Source organism: Acidovorax sp. AC410 (genome assembly GCF_979253235.1).
On sequence record NZ_CEEDCG010000001.1, the window covers coordinates 1,340,091 to 1,355,161 of the forward strand.

Consider the following 15,071-nt stretch of genomic DNA (forward strand, 5'->3'; position numbering starts at 1 on the left):
CGATCCGCCGACCACCCTCGCCCTTTGACCCTGCACCTTCGTTCGCGCGCCTGACCACACCATGAAACCAAGCAACCTTTCCGTCGGCCTGCGCCTGGGCCTGTCCTTTGGCGCCATCCTGCTCATCACGGCGCTCATTGCAGCCACCGGCATGTGGCGCATCGCCAGCCTGAACAGTGCGAGCGAGCGCGTGGCCACGCAGGAGATCGAGCAGCAGACCCTGGTGGAGAACTGGGCTGCCGACATCCGCCTGAACTGGGTGCGCACCGAGGCCTTCCTCAAGGCCATCGACCGCGACTACATGGAAAAGCTCACGGCCGACACGCAGGCCACGGCCCAGGGCATCGAGGGCAAGGTCAAACGCATCGAAGGCCTGGTGCAGGGCGACAAGAACCGTGCGCAGCTGGCCACCATCGCCGCTGCGAGCAAGGCCTACAGCGACAAGCTCGCCGAGATCCGCGAACTGCACCGCGGTGGCGAGCCCAACGTGCCCACGCTGGTGGACAAGGACCTGCGCCCCCTGGCGGACCAGTACCTCAAGAGCCTGGACGACCTGCGCACGGCCATGGCCACGCAGCTGGCCGCCAGCCAAAGCGATACAGGCACGCTGGCCCGGGCCAGCCAGGTGCTGCTGGGCGTGGGCACGCTGATCGCCGTGGCGCTGGGCGCACTGCTGGCCTTCACCGTCACGCGCTCCATCGTGCGGCCGGTGCAACTGGGCCGGCAGGCCGCCGAGAGCATTGCCGATGGCGACCTGACGCACCCCATCAGCACCACGCGCAGCGATGAGACCGGCCAGTTGCTGCAGGCCCTGGCGACCATGCAGTCGCGCCTGGCCACCATCGTGGGCAATGTGCGCCACAGCGCCGAAGGCGTGGCCACCGCCAGCGCCGAGATCGCTTCGGGCAACAACGACCTGTCGGCGCGCACCGAGCAGCAGGCCTCGGCGCTGGAAGAAACCGCCGCCTCGATGGAGGAGCTGGGCTCCACCGTGCGCCAGAACGCGGACAACGCGCGCCAGGCCAACCAGTTGGCCATGAGCGCATCGACCGTCGCCATCCAGGGCGGGCAGGTGGTGGCCGAAGTGGTGGACACCATGAAGGGCATCAACGACAGCAGCCGAAAGATCGCCGACATCATCAGCGTGATCGACGGCATCGCCTTCCAGACCAACATCCTGGCGCTGAACGCGGCCGTGGAAGCCGCCCGCGCCGGCGAGCAGGGCCGCGGCTTTGCCGTAGTGGCCGGCGAGGTGCGCAGCCTGGCGCAGCGCAGCGCCGAGGCGGCCAAGGAGATCAAGGGCCTGATCGGCACCAGCGTGGAACGCGTGGAGCGCGGCAGCGCCCTGGTGGACCGGGCCGGTGCCACCATGAGCGAGGTGGTGGCATCGATCCGCCGCGTGACCGACATCATGGGCGAGATCAGCGCCGCCAGCAGCGAGCAGAGCTCGGGCGTGGGCCAGGTGGGCGAGGCCATCACGCAGATGGACCAGGCCACGCAGCAGAACGCCGCGCTGGTGGAACAGAGTGCGGCCGCGGCCGACAGCCTGAAAACCCAGGCCGGCCAGCTGGTGGAAGCGGTGGCGGTGTTCCGGCTCGGTGCGGACCATGCCATGCCGGTCGCCTCGCCCCGTCCGGCCAGCAATGCCTCGCGCCTGCTGCCGGCGAACGGACAGCGCCGTATCGCGGCCTGACAAACCCTCAGGTTGCGGCCGAGAACTCCGCGAGCGCATCCACGAAGCCATCGGCATCCACGGCCCGCACGGGCTGGCCATGGTTGTAGCCATAGGTCACCAGCACCACGGGACAGCCGGCGGCGCGCGCCGCCTGCGCGTCGTTGCTCGAATCCCCCACCATCAGCGTGCGCGCCGGCGTGGTGCCCAGGGCTTCGCAGGTCTTGCGCAGGGGCAGCGGATCGGGCTTCTTGCGCTCGAAGCTGTCGCCACCGAACACCTGCGAGAAATAGCCGTGCAGCCCCTTGGCCTGGAGCAGCGGCACGGCAAAATCCGTGGGCTTGTTGGTCAGGCAGGCCAGGCGCAGGCCTGCCGCCTGCAGCGCCTGCAGGCCAGCCACCACGCCGGGGTAGACCTTGGCGTACTGGCCATTGATGTCAAGGTAGTGCTTCTGGTAGCTGGCCCAGGCAGCGGGGTACAGCGATTCGATCTGCGCCGCATCCACCGACTGGCTTTGAGATGCCAGCACATGGGCCAGCACAGACCGCAGCAAGTGTTCTGACCCCTTGCCCACCATGTGCTCGATGTGCTGGGCGCCAATGGCCGGCAGTGCCAGCTCGCGCAGCATGCGGTTGAGCGCTTCGGCAAAGTCTCCGAGCGTGTCCACCATGGTGCCGTCCAGGTCCACGATGGCGGCGTCCACGCGGGACAGCAGGGCGGACAACGGTGGCGATGCGGACATGCGAAGAACTCCTCGGAATGCGGATGAAGAAAGGCCAGGCAGCGCTGCCCGGCCCTGGCGAGTTTAAAGGCGCCGGCTTACCGCAGACTCAAGGTCTGGCGCTTCCAGGCCGGGTCCTGCCAGCGCTGGAACAGGGGCAGCGCAGCCACGTCGCCGGTCACGCGCTCGGTGGCCAGGCCTTCCAGGCGCACGATCTCGAAGCTGCGGCGGTAGCGGCCCTGGCCGCGTGCCTCGCGCGCCACCAGCATCTGCTGGCCGCCGGGCACCCAGCCGGCCCACTCGGCCACGCCGGTCTCGGGGGCGGTGGCGGCCGGTGGCAGCACGTCGACCAGCCAGCCCTCGGGGGTCTTGCGCATCACCCACAGTTCGCGCCAGCCCTCCAGGGGCTGCACGGCCAGGGCCACGGCGGTGCCCTCGCGGTTCACGCTGGCCGAGGCGGCCCATACCACGCCGTAGGTGCAGCGGCGCACCAATGGTGCCTTCACACCCTTCTGGGCATCGACCAGCAGCACGCAGGTCTCACCGGCCGCACCGGGCTCGGTCACGATGCCCGGGCGGTTGCCCTGGGCGGTGGGCAGGCTGGTGGGCACCAGGGCCCAGCGCACGGCGCCCACGCGCATGGCGGCGTCGTTGTAGGCCGGCTGGTCTTCGTCGGGCAGGTCGTTCTTGCTGACGCCGGAAAATTCGGCCAGGGCACGGGCTGCAGCGGCGGACACCGGTGCGCCCGCGGCATCCTTGCGCGCTTGCTGAAAGGCCAGGGCACTCCACACGCTGGCGCGGCGCATCTGGATGCGGTTGCGCACATAGGACGGCAGGCCCGCCACGTCCACGCGCTCAAGCACCTGGGACTGCCATTCCTGCACACGGGCCCGCTCATGCGCCGGCAGGTCGGGGTTCACGCACTCGGGCCGCGTCAGCGCCAGGGCGGCGCGGGCACGCTGCTCGCCATCCGCCACGGGCATGGCCAGCACGCGGCGAAAGGCCTCGCCGTCGTAGCAGACCTGCATGCGGCCTTCGACCTCGTAGGTCGTGAAGCGCACGCCGTAGCCGTTGGCCACATCCAGGTGGGCCGACAGGGTGGCGCCCGATGCCTTGCCCGGTACGGCGGCCGAGGCGCGGCGCGCCAGCCGGTCGGCCAGCGTGCCCAGTGCGTCGAAGGCCTGTGCGCCCTGCTCTCCCGCCAGTGCACTGGCCGGTGCCGCCTGCAGGTAGGCGGCGGTGATGCCGATGCCCAATGCTTCGGCGCCCGGAGTGTCGCGCACGAAGCGCAGCACCGACAGCAGGTTGGGGCCCTCGGCCTCATCGAGCGCCACGCGGCGCACGTCGCTGGTGCGGATGAAACCGCCGCGCTCGCGCTTGTGGTCCCATACCTGCAGGTAATCGAGGCGCTCGCCGCGCACCTCGAGCACCTCGCCCTGCCACAGGGCGGACTGCTGCTGGGCCGAGTCACGCGGCGCGGCGCGCAGGCTGGCCTGGTCCTGCACGACGATGGCGCTGCCCAGGGCGCTCGGGGTGGCGGGCTGCACGGCGGCGGTGGCGACCATGGTGGCGGCAGAGGCGATGGCCGCGACGAGCGTCAGGGTGGTGCGGTTCATGTTCATTGCTCCGTGGCTTGGGTCGTGGAGGCGTCGTCGGCACCGGCGGCGGCCTGCGCGGCCACGGCCTGGGCGTTGCGGTTGCCGCCCAGCAGCGCGGCACCGATGAAGTCCCCATTGGTCGGAGGGGGCGCGATGATGACCTGGATCTTGTCCGAGAGCTTGTCGGCCAGCGTCTTCTGGATCAGCAGCGGGTGGCGCGTGACCAGGGCGCCTTCGCGCGCCATCTGCTCGGCGTTGACCTTGCCGATGCGGTCCATGCGGTAGGCCTCGGCCTCGGCCAGCTTCTGGCGCGCGTCGGCCTCGCCGTTGGCTTCGATGCGGCGGGCCTGGGCGTTGCCTTCGGCGGCCTTGATGCGCGAGACCTTCTCGGCCTCGGCTTCGAGCTGGCGCTGCTCGATCTGGCGCTGTTTGAAGGGCAGCACGTGCTTCATGGCTTCTTCCTGGGCGCGGGCGGCGATCACCTGTTCGCGGGCGGCGGCTTCGGCGGCCACTTCGCGGCGCACCTTGTCGGCGCTGGCGTCGAGTTCGGTTTCCTTCACGCGCTTGTCCTTGAGTTCCAGCGTGTAGCGCATCTTCTCGGAGGCCAGCTCCTCGGCCAGCAGGCTGTCCATGCCGCGGCGGTATTCAGCGGGCAGGTCCACCTTGCCGATCTGCACGTGGCGCAGCAGCACGCCATCGGCGGCCAGGCGGGTGCGCAACTCGCTCTCGATGATCTGCTGGATCTCGGCGCGCTTGGAGGAGAAGATCTCGCGCACCGTGTAGCGCGCGAACACCTTGTAGATCAGGCCCTGCACGGCGGGCTCGACGATTTCGGCGCCGATGTTGTCGGGCAACTGGGCCGAGCGGGCGGCCATGGCGGCCGGGTCCAGGGCGTAGCGCACGCTCAGGTCCAGGCCGAAGGACAGGCCTTCGACCGACTGCAGCGGCGCGCCGCCCGTGGCCTGGCGCATCTGCTCGGGGCGGTAGGTCTGGTCCCGCAGGGTGAACACGCGCACGCTGTGCAGGCCGGGCAGCACCCACACGCTGCCATCGCGCCACTGGCTGACCGAGCCGGTGAACTGGTTCACGCGCACACCGAGTTCGCCCTGGTCCAGGTGCTGCACCGGGGGGTTGCGGTACACCATGGCGCCAGCAGCCACCACCGCCGTGCCGGCCACCAGCCAGCCCAGGGCACGGGGCGATGGCAGCGGCAGGGGGCGGGTGGAAGCGAAGGGGGCGCTCGCGGCGATCTCGTCCTGCACGCCGTCCAGGGTGGGTTCCACGGCAGGTGCGGCGGCAGGGGTGCGGCGCAGGGCACGGGTGATGCGGTTCCAGGTGGCTTTCATGGTGTCTTCCCTCGTTGATTCGGTTCGGTGGTGGTTTCTCTGCGGCGCCGAATTCCGTGCTGCATTGGTGTCCAATTCTTCGCATTCCCCCCGGAAGCAACAATGCGGCGCCCCCACCAAAGCACTCACGCCGGGCGTGCAAAAGCTCCGCCCGCGGAAGAAAAACTCACACCGCTGCCGGCGGGCGGCCGGGATAATCCCTGCAGCACCACTCGCAGAACAGCCCATGACCCGCATTGCCGTGATCGAAGACGACCTGCCCACCAGCAACCAGTTGGCCGGCTGGATCCGCAGTGCGCGCAGCGGCATCGTGATCGACCAGTGGTTCACCCGCGACGAGGCCGAAGCCGCCCTGGCGCGCGAGCACTACGACGCGGTGGTGCTGGACATCGAGCTGGGTCGCGAGCGCCATGCCGGCGTGGCGCTGATCAACGCCATCAACAAGCTGCGCCAGGGCACGCCGGTGCTGGTGGTGTCGGCCATGCCGGCGGCCATCTACCGCAGCATCATGAAGGCATTGGACGCCTGGGACTACCTGCAGAAGACGACCTTCGAGGAGGCCGATTTCATCGAGACCTTCCTCGACATCCTGCGCACCACGCAGGCGGCCACGCCAGCCGCTGTTGCGGCGGTCGCGCCCGGCGATGCGCTGGTGCTCGACCCGCTGTGGCAGCGCACCCCCACCTGGCGCGGCGAGCGCATCAACCTGCCGCTCACGGCCCAGCGCATCCTGGCCACGCTGCACCAGCGCAGCGGCGAGGTGGTGTCGTACGACGAGCTGTTCGAGGTGGTCAAGAGCGGGCGCAACCGCGACAACGTGCGCAAGCATGTGAGCACCATCCGCGAGGCCCTGCGCGAGGTGGACCCGGCCTTCGAGGGCATCGAGAACGTGCCCATGCGCGGTTTCCGTTGGGTCGGCTCGCCGCTGGCGCAGGGCCGCCTCAAGACATGATGATCAAGCGCCTGCTGCGCCCCGGCCTGGAGATGCCCCGGCTCGAAATGCCGCGCCTGGGCCTGCCGGCCTTTCGCCTGCGCATCCTCGTGCGCAGCGTGTTCATCCTGCTGGCGGTGGCCACCGTGGCGCTCAGCGTGGTGCTGCTGCGCGAGGAGAAGGAGCGCGCCTGGCAGAGCTACCAGCACGGCTTTCAGCGCAGCCAGGCCGAGGTGATGGCACGGCTGCGCCACCCCTCGGGGCAGCTGGCGCTGCTCAACTCGGCCAGCCTGGGCCAGGGGGCGACGCCGCTGGCCCCGCTGCTGCTGCCCTACTCGGCCATCGACTTCGACGACCAGAACAAGGCCCAGCAGGCGGTGGAGATGGCGGGCTGCTCGGTGCAGTACCCCGATGGCTCCTCGGTCTGCGCGGCCATCGGCAACAACCCGTATGCGGGGGGCTTCATCTACATCGTGGGCAGCTTCTATGCCGGCGAACTGGCCGCGCGCGAACGCGGCGCGCTGGACCTGGCAGCCGTGCACCGGGCACGCGTGACGCTGGACATGCGCGGCACCACCAGCCGCTGGGTGGCACCGTTCGAGGCCATGGCACCGGCCAGTGGCACGGTGGCCGGCACCAGCCCCGGGGCACGGGGCCGGCTCACGGGCTTTGTGGACAACGGGGGCGACACGCTCGATGCGCGGGCCCGCCCGGTGCGCGATTTTCGCGGCTGGCTCTGGCAGAACGGCCAGTGCCGCGACCTGGCCGGTGCCGCGCCCGACTGCCTGCGCCGCAGCTTCTATTCCATCCGCCTGCCGGTGGAGCTGTTCCGCGAGGCGCTGTTCCGCAAGGAGCAGCGCCTGGTGTGGCCGCCCGAAGACCTGGGCAGCATGCGCGTGCGCGTGGAGATGCTCGCGCCCGGCGACGGCCCGGCACTGTTCGACAGCAACGCCCCCGGCGCCCAGCCCGGCGCCTCGCTCACGGAAGTCACGCGCAGCCTGCTGCCCGGCGAGAAGGTGCAGGTGCGCAAGATGGGTGACGGCGAGGAGCGTGCGCTCACCCTCAAGGGCAGCGAGGTGCAGGCCGAGCCTTCGGCGCCCTGGCTGATCCGCCTGGTGAGCTGGCTGCCACTCGATGCGCCCGATGCGCGCGCCACGCCGGCGGGCCTGGACATCCTCGATACGCCCACGGGCAACTATGTGGTCAGCTTCACCGGCAACCTGCGCGGGCTGGAGCAGGGCCTGGCCGCCGTGGCCACGCGCATGTCCTGGTACCTCGGGGCCATGCTGACCGCGATCGCGCTGGCCTGGCTGGTCGTGGAGGTGGGGCTGCTGCGCCGCGTGACCGCCCTCACCCGGCGCGCAGCCGCCGTCTCCTACAACGTGCAGGACGGGCACATCGGCCCGCGCCTGGGGGATCTCGATGTCTCGGACCTGCGCGGCTCGGACGAGCTGGGCATTCTTGCGGGCGGCCTGGCCGACCTGCTGCAGCGCGTGAAGGACGACATCCAGCGCGAGCAACTGCGCGCCCAGCAGGAGCGCGACATGTGGCACGCCGTGGGCCACGAGATCATGTCGCCCCTGCAGTCGCTCATGGTGCTGCATGGCGGCCCGGGCGACCCCGGGCACCGCTATGTGCAGCGCATGCAGCAGGCGGTGCATGTGCTCTACGGCACGGCGTCCCCAGCGGAGGCATTGCAGGCGGCCGATGTGCCGCAGGGGCGGCTGGACCTGGATGCCTTTCTGCGCCACGTGGCGGACAACGCGCATTTCGCTGGCATCGTGGACGTGGTGTACCCCGGGGGCATCGGTCCCGTCATCGTGCGGGCCGACGAATTCGCGCTGGAGGACGTGGTCACGCACATCCTGCGCAATGCCGACCGCTACCGCCCTGCGGGCACGGCCATCACGCTCACGCTCACGGCCTCGGAATCCACCGCCAGCGCCACGCTGCACAACGTGGGCGTGACGATTGCCGACGAACTGCTGGGCCGCATCTTCGAACTCGGGGTGTCCGACCCCGACCTGCCCACGCCCGTGGGCGAAGGCGAACACCGCGGCCAGGGGCTGTTCGTGGCCAAGACCTACATGGCCAAGATGGGCGGCACCATCAATGCGCGCAATACGGCGGACGGGGTGGCGTTCACGCTGACGTTCCAGCGGCTGGGCTGAGCAAGGCGGAAGAAGGCGCCAAGGCGCACGGCTGCGGTCGGCGCTGTCCGACAGGGTTCAAGGGGATGCAGGGCTACGCTGCATCCATCCTTTTTGCAACTTGGTTGCACCCCCTGTCATTTGCGCCTGGCGCAAGGAGCCCACCCCATGAAACGCATTGCCTTTTTCGCCCCCGTCCTCGCCGCTGCCCTGCTGGCAGCCTCTGGCGCCGCTTCGGCCCAGACAGCTTCTTCGGAGGCCACGGCCCGCTATGAGCAGGACCGCCAGAAGTGCATGACCAACAACACCCAGGACAGCATGGCCACCTGCATGCGCGAGGCCACCAACGCACTGGACGCCTCGCGCAAGGGCCAGCTGAGCGACCCCGGCCCGATCGCAGCGGCCAACGGCACCGACCGCTGCAATGCCTTCCAGAGCGCGCAGGAGCGTTCAGAGTGCGTACGCCGCGTCGAGAGCAGTGCCGTGAGCGGCTCGGTATCTGGCGGCGGCGTGCTGCGCGAGTCGACCACCACCACGATCATCGTCCCGGCAAAGTAAGCGCAAGTCGCCTGCGACGGGCTCAGCCCAGTTGCAGGCGCATGGCGTCGATGACGCCCTTGTAGTCCGGCTTGCCAAAAATGGCGCTGCCGGCCACGAAGGTATCGGCACCCGCATCCGCCACCCGGCGGATGTTGTCCGTCTTGATGCCGCCATCCACTTCCAGGCGGATGTCCTTGCCCGAAGCATCGATGCGGCGGCGCACGTCCTCGATCTTGCGCAGGGCCGAATCGATGAAGCTCTGGCCGCCGAAACCGGGGTTCACGCTCATGATCAGGATCAGGTCGATGTCGTCGATCACCCAGTCCAGCACGTCCAGGGGCTGCGCCGGGTTGAACACCAGGCCGGGCTTGGCACCCTTGGAGCGGATGGCCTGGATACTGCGATGCACATGGCCCGAGGCGTCGGGGTGGAAGCTGATGTAGTCGGCACCGGCATCGGCAAACGCGGCCGCCAGGGCGTCCACGGGCTCGATCATCAGGTGGACATCCACCGGAATGGCGGTTCCATCGGCCGTCTTGGCATGTGGCTTGAGCGCCTGGCACACCATGGGGCCGAAGGTGAGGTTGGGCACGTAATGGTTGTCCATCACGTCAAAGTGGATCCAGTCCGCCCCAGCGGCAATGACATTGCGCACTTCTTCGCCCAGGCGGGCAAAATCGGCGGAGAGGATCGAGGGGGCTATGCGAAAAGGTCGGCTCATGCCCCGATTGTCGCAGTTACCATTCGCCCATGCCAAAGTACCAGTTTGACGTGCAAGTGCAGCCCGAGTACCTGCCGGAGCAGTCCGCCCCGGAGACAGGGGTGTTCAGCTTCGCCTACACGATCACCATCACCAATGCCGGGGATGCGCCCGCACAGCTGATCTCGCGCCACTGGATCATCAGCGACTCGCGCGGCCACACCGAGGAGGTCAAGGGCCTGGGCGTGGTGGGGCACCAGCCCCTGCTCAAACCCGGTGAATCCTTCCAGTACACCAGCGGTTGCCGCCTGCGCACGGCCAGCGGCACCATGCACGGCACCTTCCACTGCGTGGGTGAAGAAGGCGAGCCCTTCGATGCCAAGGTGGATCTGTTCATGCTGGAGGCAATCAACCAGGGCCCTTCCGGGCAGCCCCTGACCGGCCGGGTGCTGCATTGAGCCGCAGCGTCGACCTCGCCAGCATCCTGGCGCGGCTGGACCCGGCCGCCGACCTGGCCCACCGCCACCTGTGGCTGATCGGCCTGCTCGACTGGGTGCGCGGCAAGCGCGACTCGGTGCCGGGCGCCATCGGCCGCCTGCAGCTGTTCCTGGACGCGGTGGAAGCCCGCCCCGAGGTGCAGGCGAAACTCCAGGCCTGGTGGGCGGTGCTGGTGGACACGGTAGACATCACCACCCTGCTCGCCGACTTCGGTTTTGCGCCGCGCACGGCCCTGGCCAGTGAGGTGGCCGAGCGCCTGCGTACCAAGCTGCTGCCGGCGAGCCCCGAAACCATCGATGCCTCCGAACTGTTCATGCTGGCCTTGCCCGGGGGGTTCGATGCCCAGTGGGTGGCCGCGCTGGAGGAAACCCAGCTCGCGCGCCTCGTACACCTGCTCGCACCCACGGACACGGGCGGCGCCTCGCGCTGGCAAAAGGCCTTGCTCGATGCCATCACCTACTGCGCGGGGCAGATCCTATCGACCGGCTTTGCGCCCGAGCTGCGCCTGCGCATGAGCGAGACGGCGCGCGATTCCCAGCCCTTCCATGCCCTGATCCACGACGTGGAGAGCCTGCGCGTGGAAGTGCTGCACGGCCTGCGCACGCCCGAGCGGCTTGATGCTGCGGTGCAGCGCCTGCGCGAGCGGCTGGAGGCCTGCCGCGCTGCGGCTGCCACGGTGTACACGCATTTCGAGGACAACGGCATCTCGGTCGGCCTGGTGTTCCGCCTGCGCCAGCTGCGCGAGCGCATCCTGCGCGTGCGCCAGTTGCTCGATTGCCTGCTATCGCCCCAGCCGGCGCTGACGGCGGCGAAACTCATGGCCAACCTGGTGCTGGTGGGGCAGGAGCGGCGCAGCCTGCGCGCGCTGTTCGCCTCCAACTCCTCGCTGCTGGCGGCCAAGGTGGCCGAGCGCAGCGCCGAGACGGGCGAGCACTACATCACCCGCACGGGCGCCGAGTACCGCTCCATGGTGAAGAAGGCAGCCGGCGGCGGGGCCCTGATGGCCTTCACCACGCTGGCCAAGTTCGGCCTGTATGCGCTGGCGCTGTCGGCCTTCTGGGGCGGCTTCTGGGCGGGGGTGAACTACGCCGTCACCTTCGTGCTGATCCAGCTGCTGCACCTCACGGTGGCCACCAAGCAGCCCGCGATGACGGCACCGGCCATGGCCGCCAAGCTCAAGGAGCTTGGGGCCAGCGATGCCATCGAGTCCTTCGTGGACGAGATCACCCACCTGGTGCGCTCGCAGGTGGCGGCCGTGCTGGGCAATGTGCTGGTGGTGTTCCCGGCCGTGCTGGCCCTCGCCTTGCTGATCGCCCAGGCCACCGGTACGCCGGCCATCACGGAAAAGCAGGCCGAGCATGTGTTCGAGTCGCTGCACCTGCTCGGGCCCTCGCTGTTCTTCGCGGCCTTCACCGGGGTGCTGCTGTTCCTGTCGAGCATCATCGCGGGCTGGACGGAGAACTGGTTCGTGCTGCACCGCCTGGACTCGGCCATGCACTACAACCCGCGCATCACGGGGCTGCTGGGCCATGCGCGCGCAGCGCGGTGGGCGCGCTTCCTGCGTGAAAACCTCTCGGGCTTCGCGGCCAACATCTCGCTTGGCTTCATGCTCGGCCTGGTGCCGGCCATCGCCGGTTTCTTCGGTCTGGGCCTGGACGTGCGCCACGTGACGCTCTCCACCGGGCAGATCGGCGCGGCCTGCGCGGCCCTGGGCATGGCCGTGCTGCACCTGCAGGCCTTCTGGTGGGCCGTGGCTGCCATCCCGCTGATCGGTGCGCTCAACGTCACGGTGAGCTTTTACCTGGCCTTCAGCCTGGCGCTGCGCGCACAGAGCGTGAGCGGCGTGGACCGCTCGCGCATCTACGCAGCCATCCGAAAGCGCCTTCGCTCATCGCCGCTGAGCTTCTTCATGCCGGGGCGCGGACGCACAGCAACCGCCTGACGCACGCAGCAAGGGTTGCAAACAGCTCCTTACAAAGCTCGAAACTGTCCTACAAGGAGCCTCGGCAGGGGCAGTTAAATTAGGCGCACCCTCGCAGGCCATGGCCGCTGCGCAAAACCGAAGCGGTTCCTGAGGTCTCTGCGGGGTACGTTAAGGTAACGGCGTGCCAGCCGCTGTCGGCTGGAGTCATGGCTGTGCGCCATGCTGCGCCGCACGGATGTGATCTGGCCGGCACCGCCCGGCATCGGCCACCGAACCGGTGGTGATGTGCCGCCGAAGAATCAACCTGCGGGCGCCCCGGTGCCCGCGCCATGCAGAGGTCACCTACATGAATGAAATCCTGAGCTTCTGGGCGCAGTGGCTGCGCCCCTCGGCCGGGCTCCCCACAGTGCAATGGTCCCTGCTGCTGGCGGTGGCCGCCATGGCCGGCTACCTGTGCCAGCGCCACACTGGCCTGCCCAAGGTGGTGGGCTACTCGCTGGTGGGCACGGCTGCGGGCCTGGCCGGCTTCAGCGGTGCCCTGTGGCCGCTGCAGGGCATCGGCCTGTTCTTGCTGGAACTGGGCATTGCCCTGGTGCTGTTCGAATGCGGCGGGCGCATCCCGCTGCGCTGGTTTCGCCACAACCCCATGGTGCTGGTGCAGAGCATTGCCGAATCCACGCTGACCTACTTTGCCGTGTACTGGGTATTGGTCTGGCTCAACCAGCCCACGCAGGTGGCAGGGCCCCTTGCCCTGGTGGCGCTGGCCGCCTCGCCCGCGGTGCTGACGCGCGTGGTGGCCGACACCCGCGCCGCCGGCCCGGTGACCGAGCGCGCCATCGTGCTCGCCACCCTGTCCACGCTGTACGCGCTGACCTTGGGCAGTGCCCGCGCCGAGCAGATCAACCGCCAGAGCCTGACGCTCATCGACACCATGTACCCGGTGGTGGTGGTGCTCGGCGTTTCGGTGGTGGTGGCGGCTGCGCTGGCGCTGGTGATGCGCATGGCCTTGCGCATCATGAGCCCGGCCAGCGAAAACACCTCCATGCTGCTGCTGGCGCTGATCGCCGCCGGCACGGCCGTGGCGGCGCACATGGGCGGCTCGGCCCCGCTGGCCGCGCTGCTCGGCGGCATTCTGCTCAAGCAACTCAACCCGCGCCCCTGGGCCTGGCCACGCCAGCTGGGTAATGCGTCGTCGCTGTTGACCATGCTGATGTTCGTGCTGGTCTCCACGGTGGCCGCGCAGGCCGACTGGAGCGGCCCGGTGGCCGGCGTGGTGCTGGCCCTGATCGCCGTGCGCCTAGTGGCCAAGGTGCTGGGCGTGGCCCTGGGCAACGTGGGCAGCGGCGCCAGCTGGCGCCAGGCCCTGTGGGTCGGTGGCGCAATGACGCCCATGTCCTCCATCGCCCTGTTGATCGCCTCGCAGTTCGTGGTGGCCTCGCCGTCCACCGGCCACCTGATCGCCCGCGTGGCCCTGCCCGCCATCCTGCTGATGGAGGTGCTGGGCGCCGTGATCGCCACGGTGGCCATCTACCGCGCGGGCGAAAGTTCGAAACCCTGGGCGCCACTGTCGAACGCCGCCACCACCAGCAGCAACGGAGACAACGCGTGAGCCTTGAAGCCTTCAACCATTCCGAACCGCTGACGCTGGGCGTCGAGCTGGAGCTGCAGCTCGTCAACACCAACGACTACGATCTCGCGCCCTATGCCGAGGACATGCTGCGCCTGATGCACAAGACACCGCTGCCCGGCAGCGTGGTGCCCGAGATGACGAACAGCATGATCGAGATCTCCACCGACATCTGCCACTCGGCCAGCGAGGTGCTGGGCCAGCTCACGCCGATCCGCGATGCGCTGGTCAAGAGCGCCGACAAGCTCAACATCGCCGTGGTGGGCGGCGGCACGCACCCCTTCCAGCAGTGGCATGAGCGGCGCATCTACGACAAGCCGCGCTTTCGCGAGCTGTCGGAGCTGTACGGCTACCTGTCCAAGCAGTTCACCATCTTCGGCCAGCACGTACACATCGGCTGCCCCGACGCCAACGCCGCGCTGCTCATGCTGCACCGCATGTCGCGCTACATCCCGCACTTCATCGCGCTGTCCGCGTCGAGCCCCTATGTGCAGGGGCAGGACACGGCCTTCGACTCGGCACGCCTGAATTCGGTGTTCGCCTTCCCGCTGTCGGGCCGGGCGCCTTTCGCGCTGACCTGGGAGGACTTCACGGCCTACTTCGACAAGATGACGCGCACCGGCGTGGTCAAGAGCATGAAGGACTTCTACTGGGACATCCGTCCCAAGCCCGAGTTCGGCACCATCGAGATCCGCGTGTTCGACACGCCGCTGACCATCGAGCGCGCCGCTGCGCTGGCAGGCTACGTGCAGTCACTCGGTGCCTGGTTCCTCGCGGACCAGCCCTTCATGCCCGAGGAGGACGACTACCTGGTCTACACCTACAACCGCTTCCAGGCCTGCCGCTTCGGCATGGACGCGGTCTACGTGGACCCGTCCACCGGCGACCACATGCCGCTGCGCGAGCACATCATGATGACCATGGACAAGATCGCAAGCCATGCCGCGATGCAGGGCGCGGCCAACGCCATGCACATGCTGCGCACCGAGACCGAGGCCGGCCAGAACGACGCCCGCTGGCTGCGCGAGCGCCAGCGCGAAGAGCAGTTGCTGGCCGAGGTCAGCCGGCAGGCGGCGCAGCGCTTTCGCGGCGCACGGCTCTGAACCGCGCCCTCAGGCGCCCCAAGGCCTGGGCGGTGATGTGCCGCAGCCACCCGGGAACGCTCCACAGCGCTTCGTTGCGCAGACGGTGGGATTCGCGGATGGCAGCAGCCTTGAGGCGATGCAGGTCGGAGGGGTAGAGTTCATCGTGCTGCGACATGGGGCGCATCCTTGCGGTTCGAAACGGGATGTAGCCAATGTAGGCAGGGGCATGCGGCGGCGAAACGCCGCCCGCTGCAAGGGCGTTTTGCAGCGTCTGCAAAG

General features: G+C 69.0%; 13 protein-coding genes. 8 read left to right on the forward strand and 5 right to left on the reverse strand.

Annotation, left to right across the window (positions count from 1 at the left end):
* The first annotated feature begins 61 nt into the window (after nucleotides 1–61).
* On the forward strand, nucleotides 62–1,693 hold the full coding sequence (locus AC0IZS_RS06255; RefSeq protein WP_471634839.1) for a methyl-accepting chemotaxis protein: 1,632 nt from the start codon (nucleotides 62–64) through the stop codon (nucleotides 1,691–1,693).
* A 7-nt stretch (nucleotides 1,694–1,700) separates the two neighbouring features.
* Here AC0IZS_RS06255 and AC0IZS_RS06260 read toward each other — a convergent pair whose 3' ends face one another.
* The 3 genes from AC0IZS_RS06260 to AC0IZS_RS06270 all read right to left on the reverse strand — a co-directional run bounded on the left by AC0IZS_RS06260 (nucleotide 1,701) and on the right by AC0IZS_RS06270 (nucleotide 5,337).
* Nucleotides 1,701–2,414, reverse strand: a complete 714-nt coding sequence (locus tag AC0IZS_RS06260; RefSeq protein ID WP_471634840.1) for a phosphoglycolate phosphatase — start codon at nucleotides 2,412–2,414, stop codon at nucleotides 1,701–1,703.
* A gap of 77 nt (nucleotides 2,415–2,491) precedes the next feature.
* The gene (locus tag AC0IZS_RS06265; RefSeq protein ID WP_471639472.1) at nucleotides 2,492–3,958 is read right to left on the reverse strand and encodes a hypothetical protein; all 1,467 of its coding nucleotides are present in this window, start codon (nucleotides 3,956–3,958) and stop codon (nucleotides 2,492–2,494) included.
* A 53-nt stretch (nucleotides 3,959–4,011) separates the two neighbouring features.
* Nucleotides 4,012–5,337 (reverse strand): SPFH domain-containing protein, encoded by a 1,326-nt coding sequence (locus tag AC0IZS_RS06270; RefSeq protein WP_471634841.1) that lies wholly within the window; start codon nucleotides 5,335–5,337, stop codon nucleotides 4,012–4,014.
* A 226-nt stretch (nucleotides 5,338–5,563) separates the two neighbouring features.
* Between AC0IZS_RS06270 and AC0IZS_RS06275 the strand changes: the two genes are divergently transcribed.
* From AC0IZS_RS06275 to AC0IZS_RS06285, 3 genes are all read left to right on the forward strand, one after another.
* Nucleotides 5,564–6,289: a response regulator transcription factor gene (locus AC0IZS_RS06275; protein WP_436180014.1), complete on the forward strand. Its 726-nt coding sequence runs from the start codon at nucleotides 5,564–5,566 to the stop codon at nucleotides 6,287–6,289.
* Nucleotides 6,289–8,439 (forward strand): sensor histidine kinase, encoded by a 2,151-nt coding sequence (locus AC0IZS_RS06280; RefSeq protein WP_471634842.1) that lies wholly within the window; start codon nucleotides 6,289–6,291, stop codon nucleotides 8,437–8,439. Before AC0IZS_RS06275 ends, AC0IZS_RS06280 begins: the two co-directional genes overlap by 1 nt.
* Before the next feature lie 147 nt (nucleotides 8,440–8,586).
* Nucleotides 8,587–8,976, forward strand: a complete 390-nt coding sequence (locus AC0IZS_RS06285; protein ID WP_471634843.1) for a hypothetical protein — start codon at nucleotides 8,587–8,589, stop codon at nucleotides 8,974–8,976.
* A 22-nt stretch (nucleotides 8,977–8,998) separates the two neighbouring features.
* On the opposite strand, the gene rpe is transcribed toward AC0IZS_RS06285, so the two are convergent.
* Nucleotides 8,999–9,679, reverse strand: coding sequence for a ribulose-phosphate 3-epimerase (gene rpe, locus AC0IZS_RS06290; RefSeq protein WP_471634844.1), 681 nt, complete (start codon nucleotides 9,677–9,679; stop codon nucleotides 8,999–9,001).
* A gap of 29 nt (nucleotides 9,680–9,708) precedes the next feature.
* On the opposite strand from rpe, the gene apaG reads away from it, so the two are divergent.
* From apaG to AC0IZS_RS06310, 4 genes are all read left to right on the forward strand, one after another.
* The gene (gene apaG / locus AC0IZS_RS06295; RefSeq protein WP_471634845.1) at nucleotides 9,709–10,116 is read left to right on the forward strand and encodes a Co2+/Mg2+ efflux protein ApaG; all 408 of its coding nucleotides are present in this window, start codon (nucleotides 9,709–9,711) and stop codon (nucleotides 10,114–10,116) included.
* The gene (locus tag AC0IZS_RS06300) at nucleotides 10,113–12,098 is read left to right on the forward strand and encodes a site-specific recombinase (RefSeq protein ID WP_471634846.1); all 1,986 of its coding nucleotides are present in this window, start codon (nucleotides 10,113–10,115) and stop codon (nucleotides 12,096–12,098) included. The genes apaG and AC0IZS_RS06300 overlap by 4 nt, the downstream gene beginning before the upstream one ends.
* Before the next feature lie 328 nt (nucleotides 12,099–12,426).
* A complete protein-coding gene (locus AC0IZS_RS06305; RefSeq protein WP_471634847.1) occupies nucleotides 12,427–13,689 on the forward strand; it encodes a cation:proton antiporter in 1,263 nt (420 codons plus the stop codon).
* On the forward strand, nucleotides 13,686–14,810 hold the full coding sequence (locus AC0IZS_RS06310; protein ID WP_322591250.1) for a YbdK family carboxylate-amine ligase: 1,125 nt from the start codon (nucleotides 13,686–13,688) through the stop codon (nucleotides 14,808–14,810). The genes AC0IZS_RS06305 and AC0IZS_RS06310 overlap by 4 nt, the downstream gene beginning before the upstream one ends.
* Here AC0IZS_RS06310 and AC0IZS_RS06315 read toward each other — a convergent pair.
* Entirely contained in the window at nucleotides 14,767–14,967 is a 201-nt protein-coding gene (locus tag AC0IZS_RS06315) for a hypothetical protein (protein WP_471634848.1), read from the reverse strand. The genes AC0IZS_RS06310 and AC0IZS_RS06315 overlap by 44 nt on opposite strands.
* Nucleotides 14,968–15,071: the final 104 nt, after the last annotated feature.

Coding starts and splice junctions, on each gene's coding strand:
- apaG (WP_471634845.1), top strand. CDS start 9,709: ATGCCAAAGTACCAGTTTGACGTGCAAGTGCAGCCCGAGTACCTGCCG.
- AC0IZS_RS06280 (WP_471634842.1), top strand. CDS start 6,289: ATGATCAAGCGCCTGCTGCGCCCCGGCCTGGAGATGCCCCGGCTCGAA.
- AC0IZS_RS06315 (WP_471634848.1), bottom strand. CDS start 14,967: ATGTCGCAGCACGATGAACTCTACCCCTCCGACCTGCATCGCCTCAAG.
- AC0IZS_RS06285 (WP_471634843.1), top strand. CDS start 8,587: ATGAAACGCATTGCCTTTTTCGCCCCCGTCCTCGCCGCTGCCCTGCTG.
- AC0IZS_RS06255 (WP_471634839.1), top strand. CDS start 62: ATGAAACCAAGCAACCTTTCCGTCGGCCTGCGCCTGGGCCTGTCCTTT.
- AC0IZS_RS06275 (WP_436180014.1), top strand. CDS start 5,564: ATGACCCGCATTGCCGTGATCGAAGACGACCTGCCCACCAGCAACCAG.
- AC0IZS_RS06305 (WP_471634847.1), top strand. CDS start 12,427: ATGAATGAAATCCTGAGCTTCTGGGCGCAGTGGCTGCGCCCCTCGGCC.
- AC0IZS_RS06265 (WP_471639472.1), bottom strand. CDS start 3,958: ATGGTCGCCACCGCCGCCGTGCAGCCCGCCACCCCGAGCGCCCTGGGC.
- AC0IZS_RS06260 (WP_471634840.1), bottom strand. CDS start 2,414: ATGTCCGCATCGCCACCGTTGTCCGCCCTGCTGTCCCGCGTGGACGCC.
- AC0IZS_RS06270 (WP_471634841.1), bottom strand. CDS start 5,337: ATGAAAGCCACCTGGAACCGCATCACCCGTGCCCTGCGCCGCACCCCT.
- rpe (WP_471634844.1), bottom strand. CDS start 9,679: ATGAGCCGACCTTTTCGCATAGCCCCCTCGATCCTCTCCGCCGATTTT.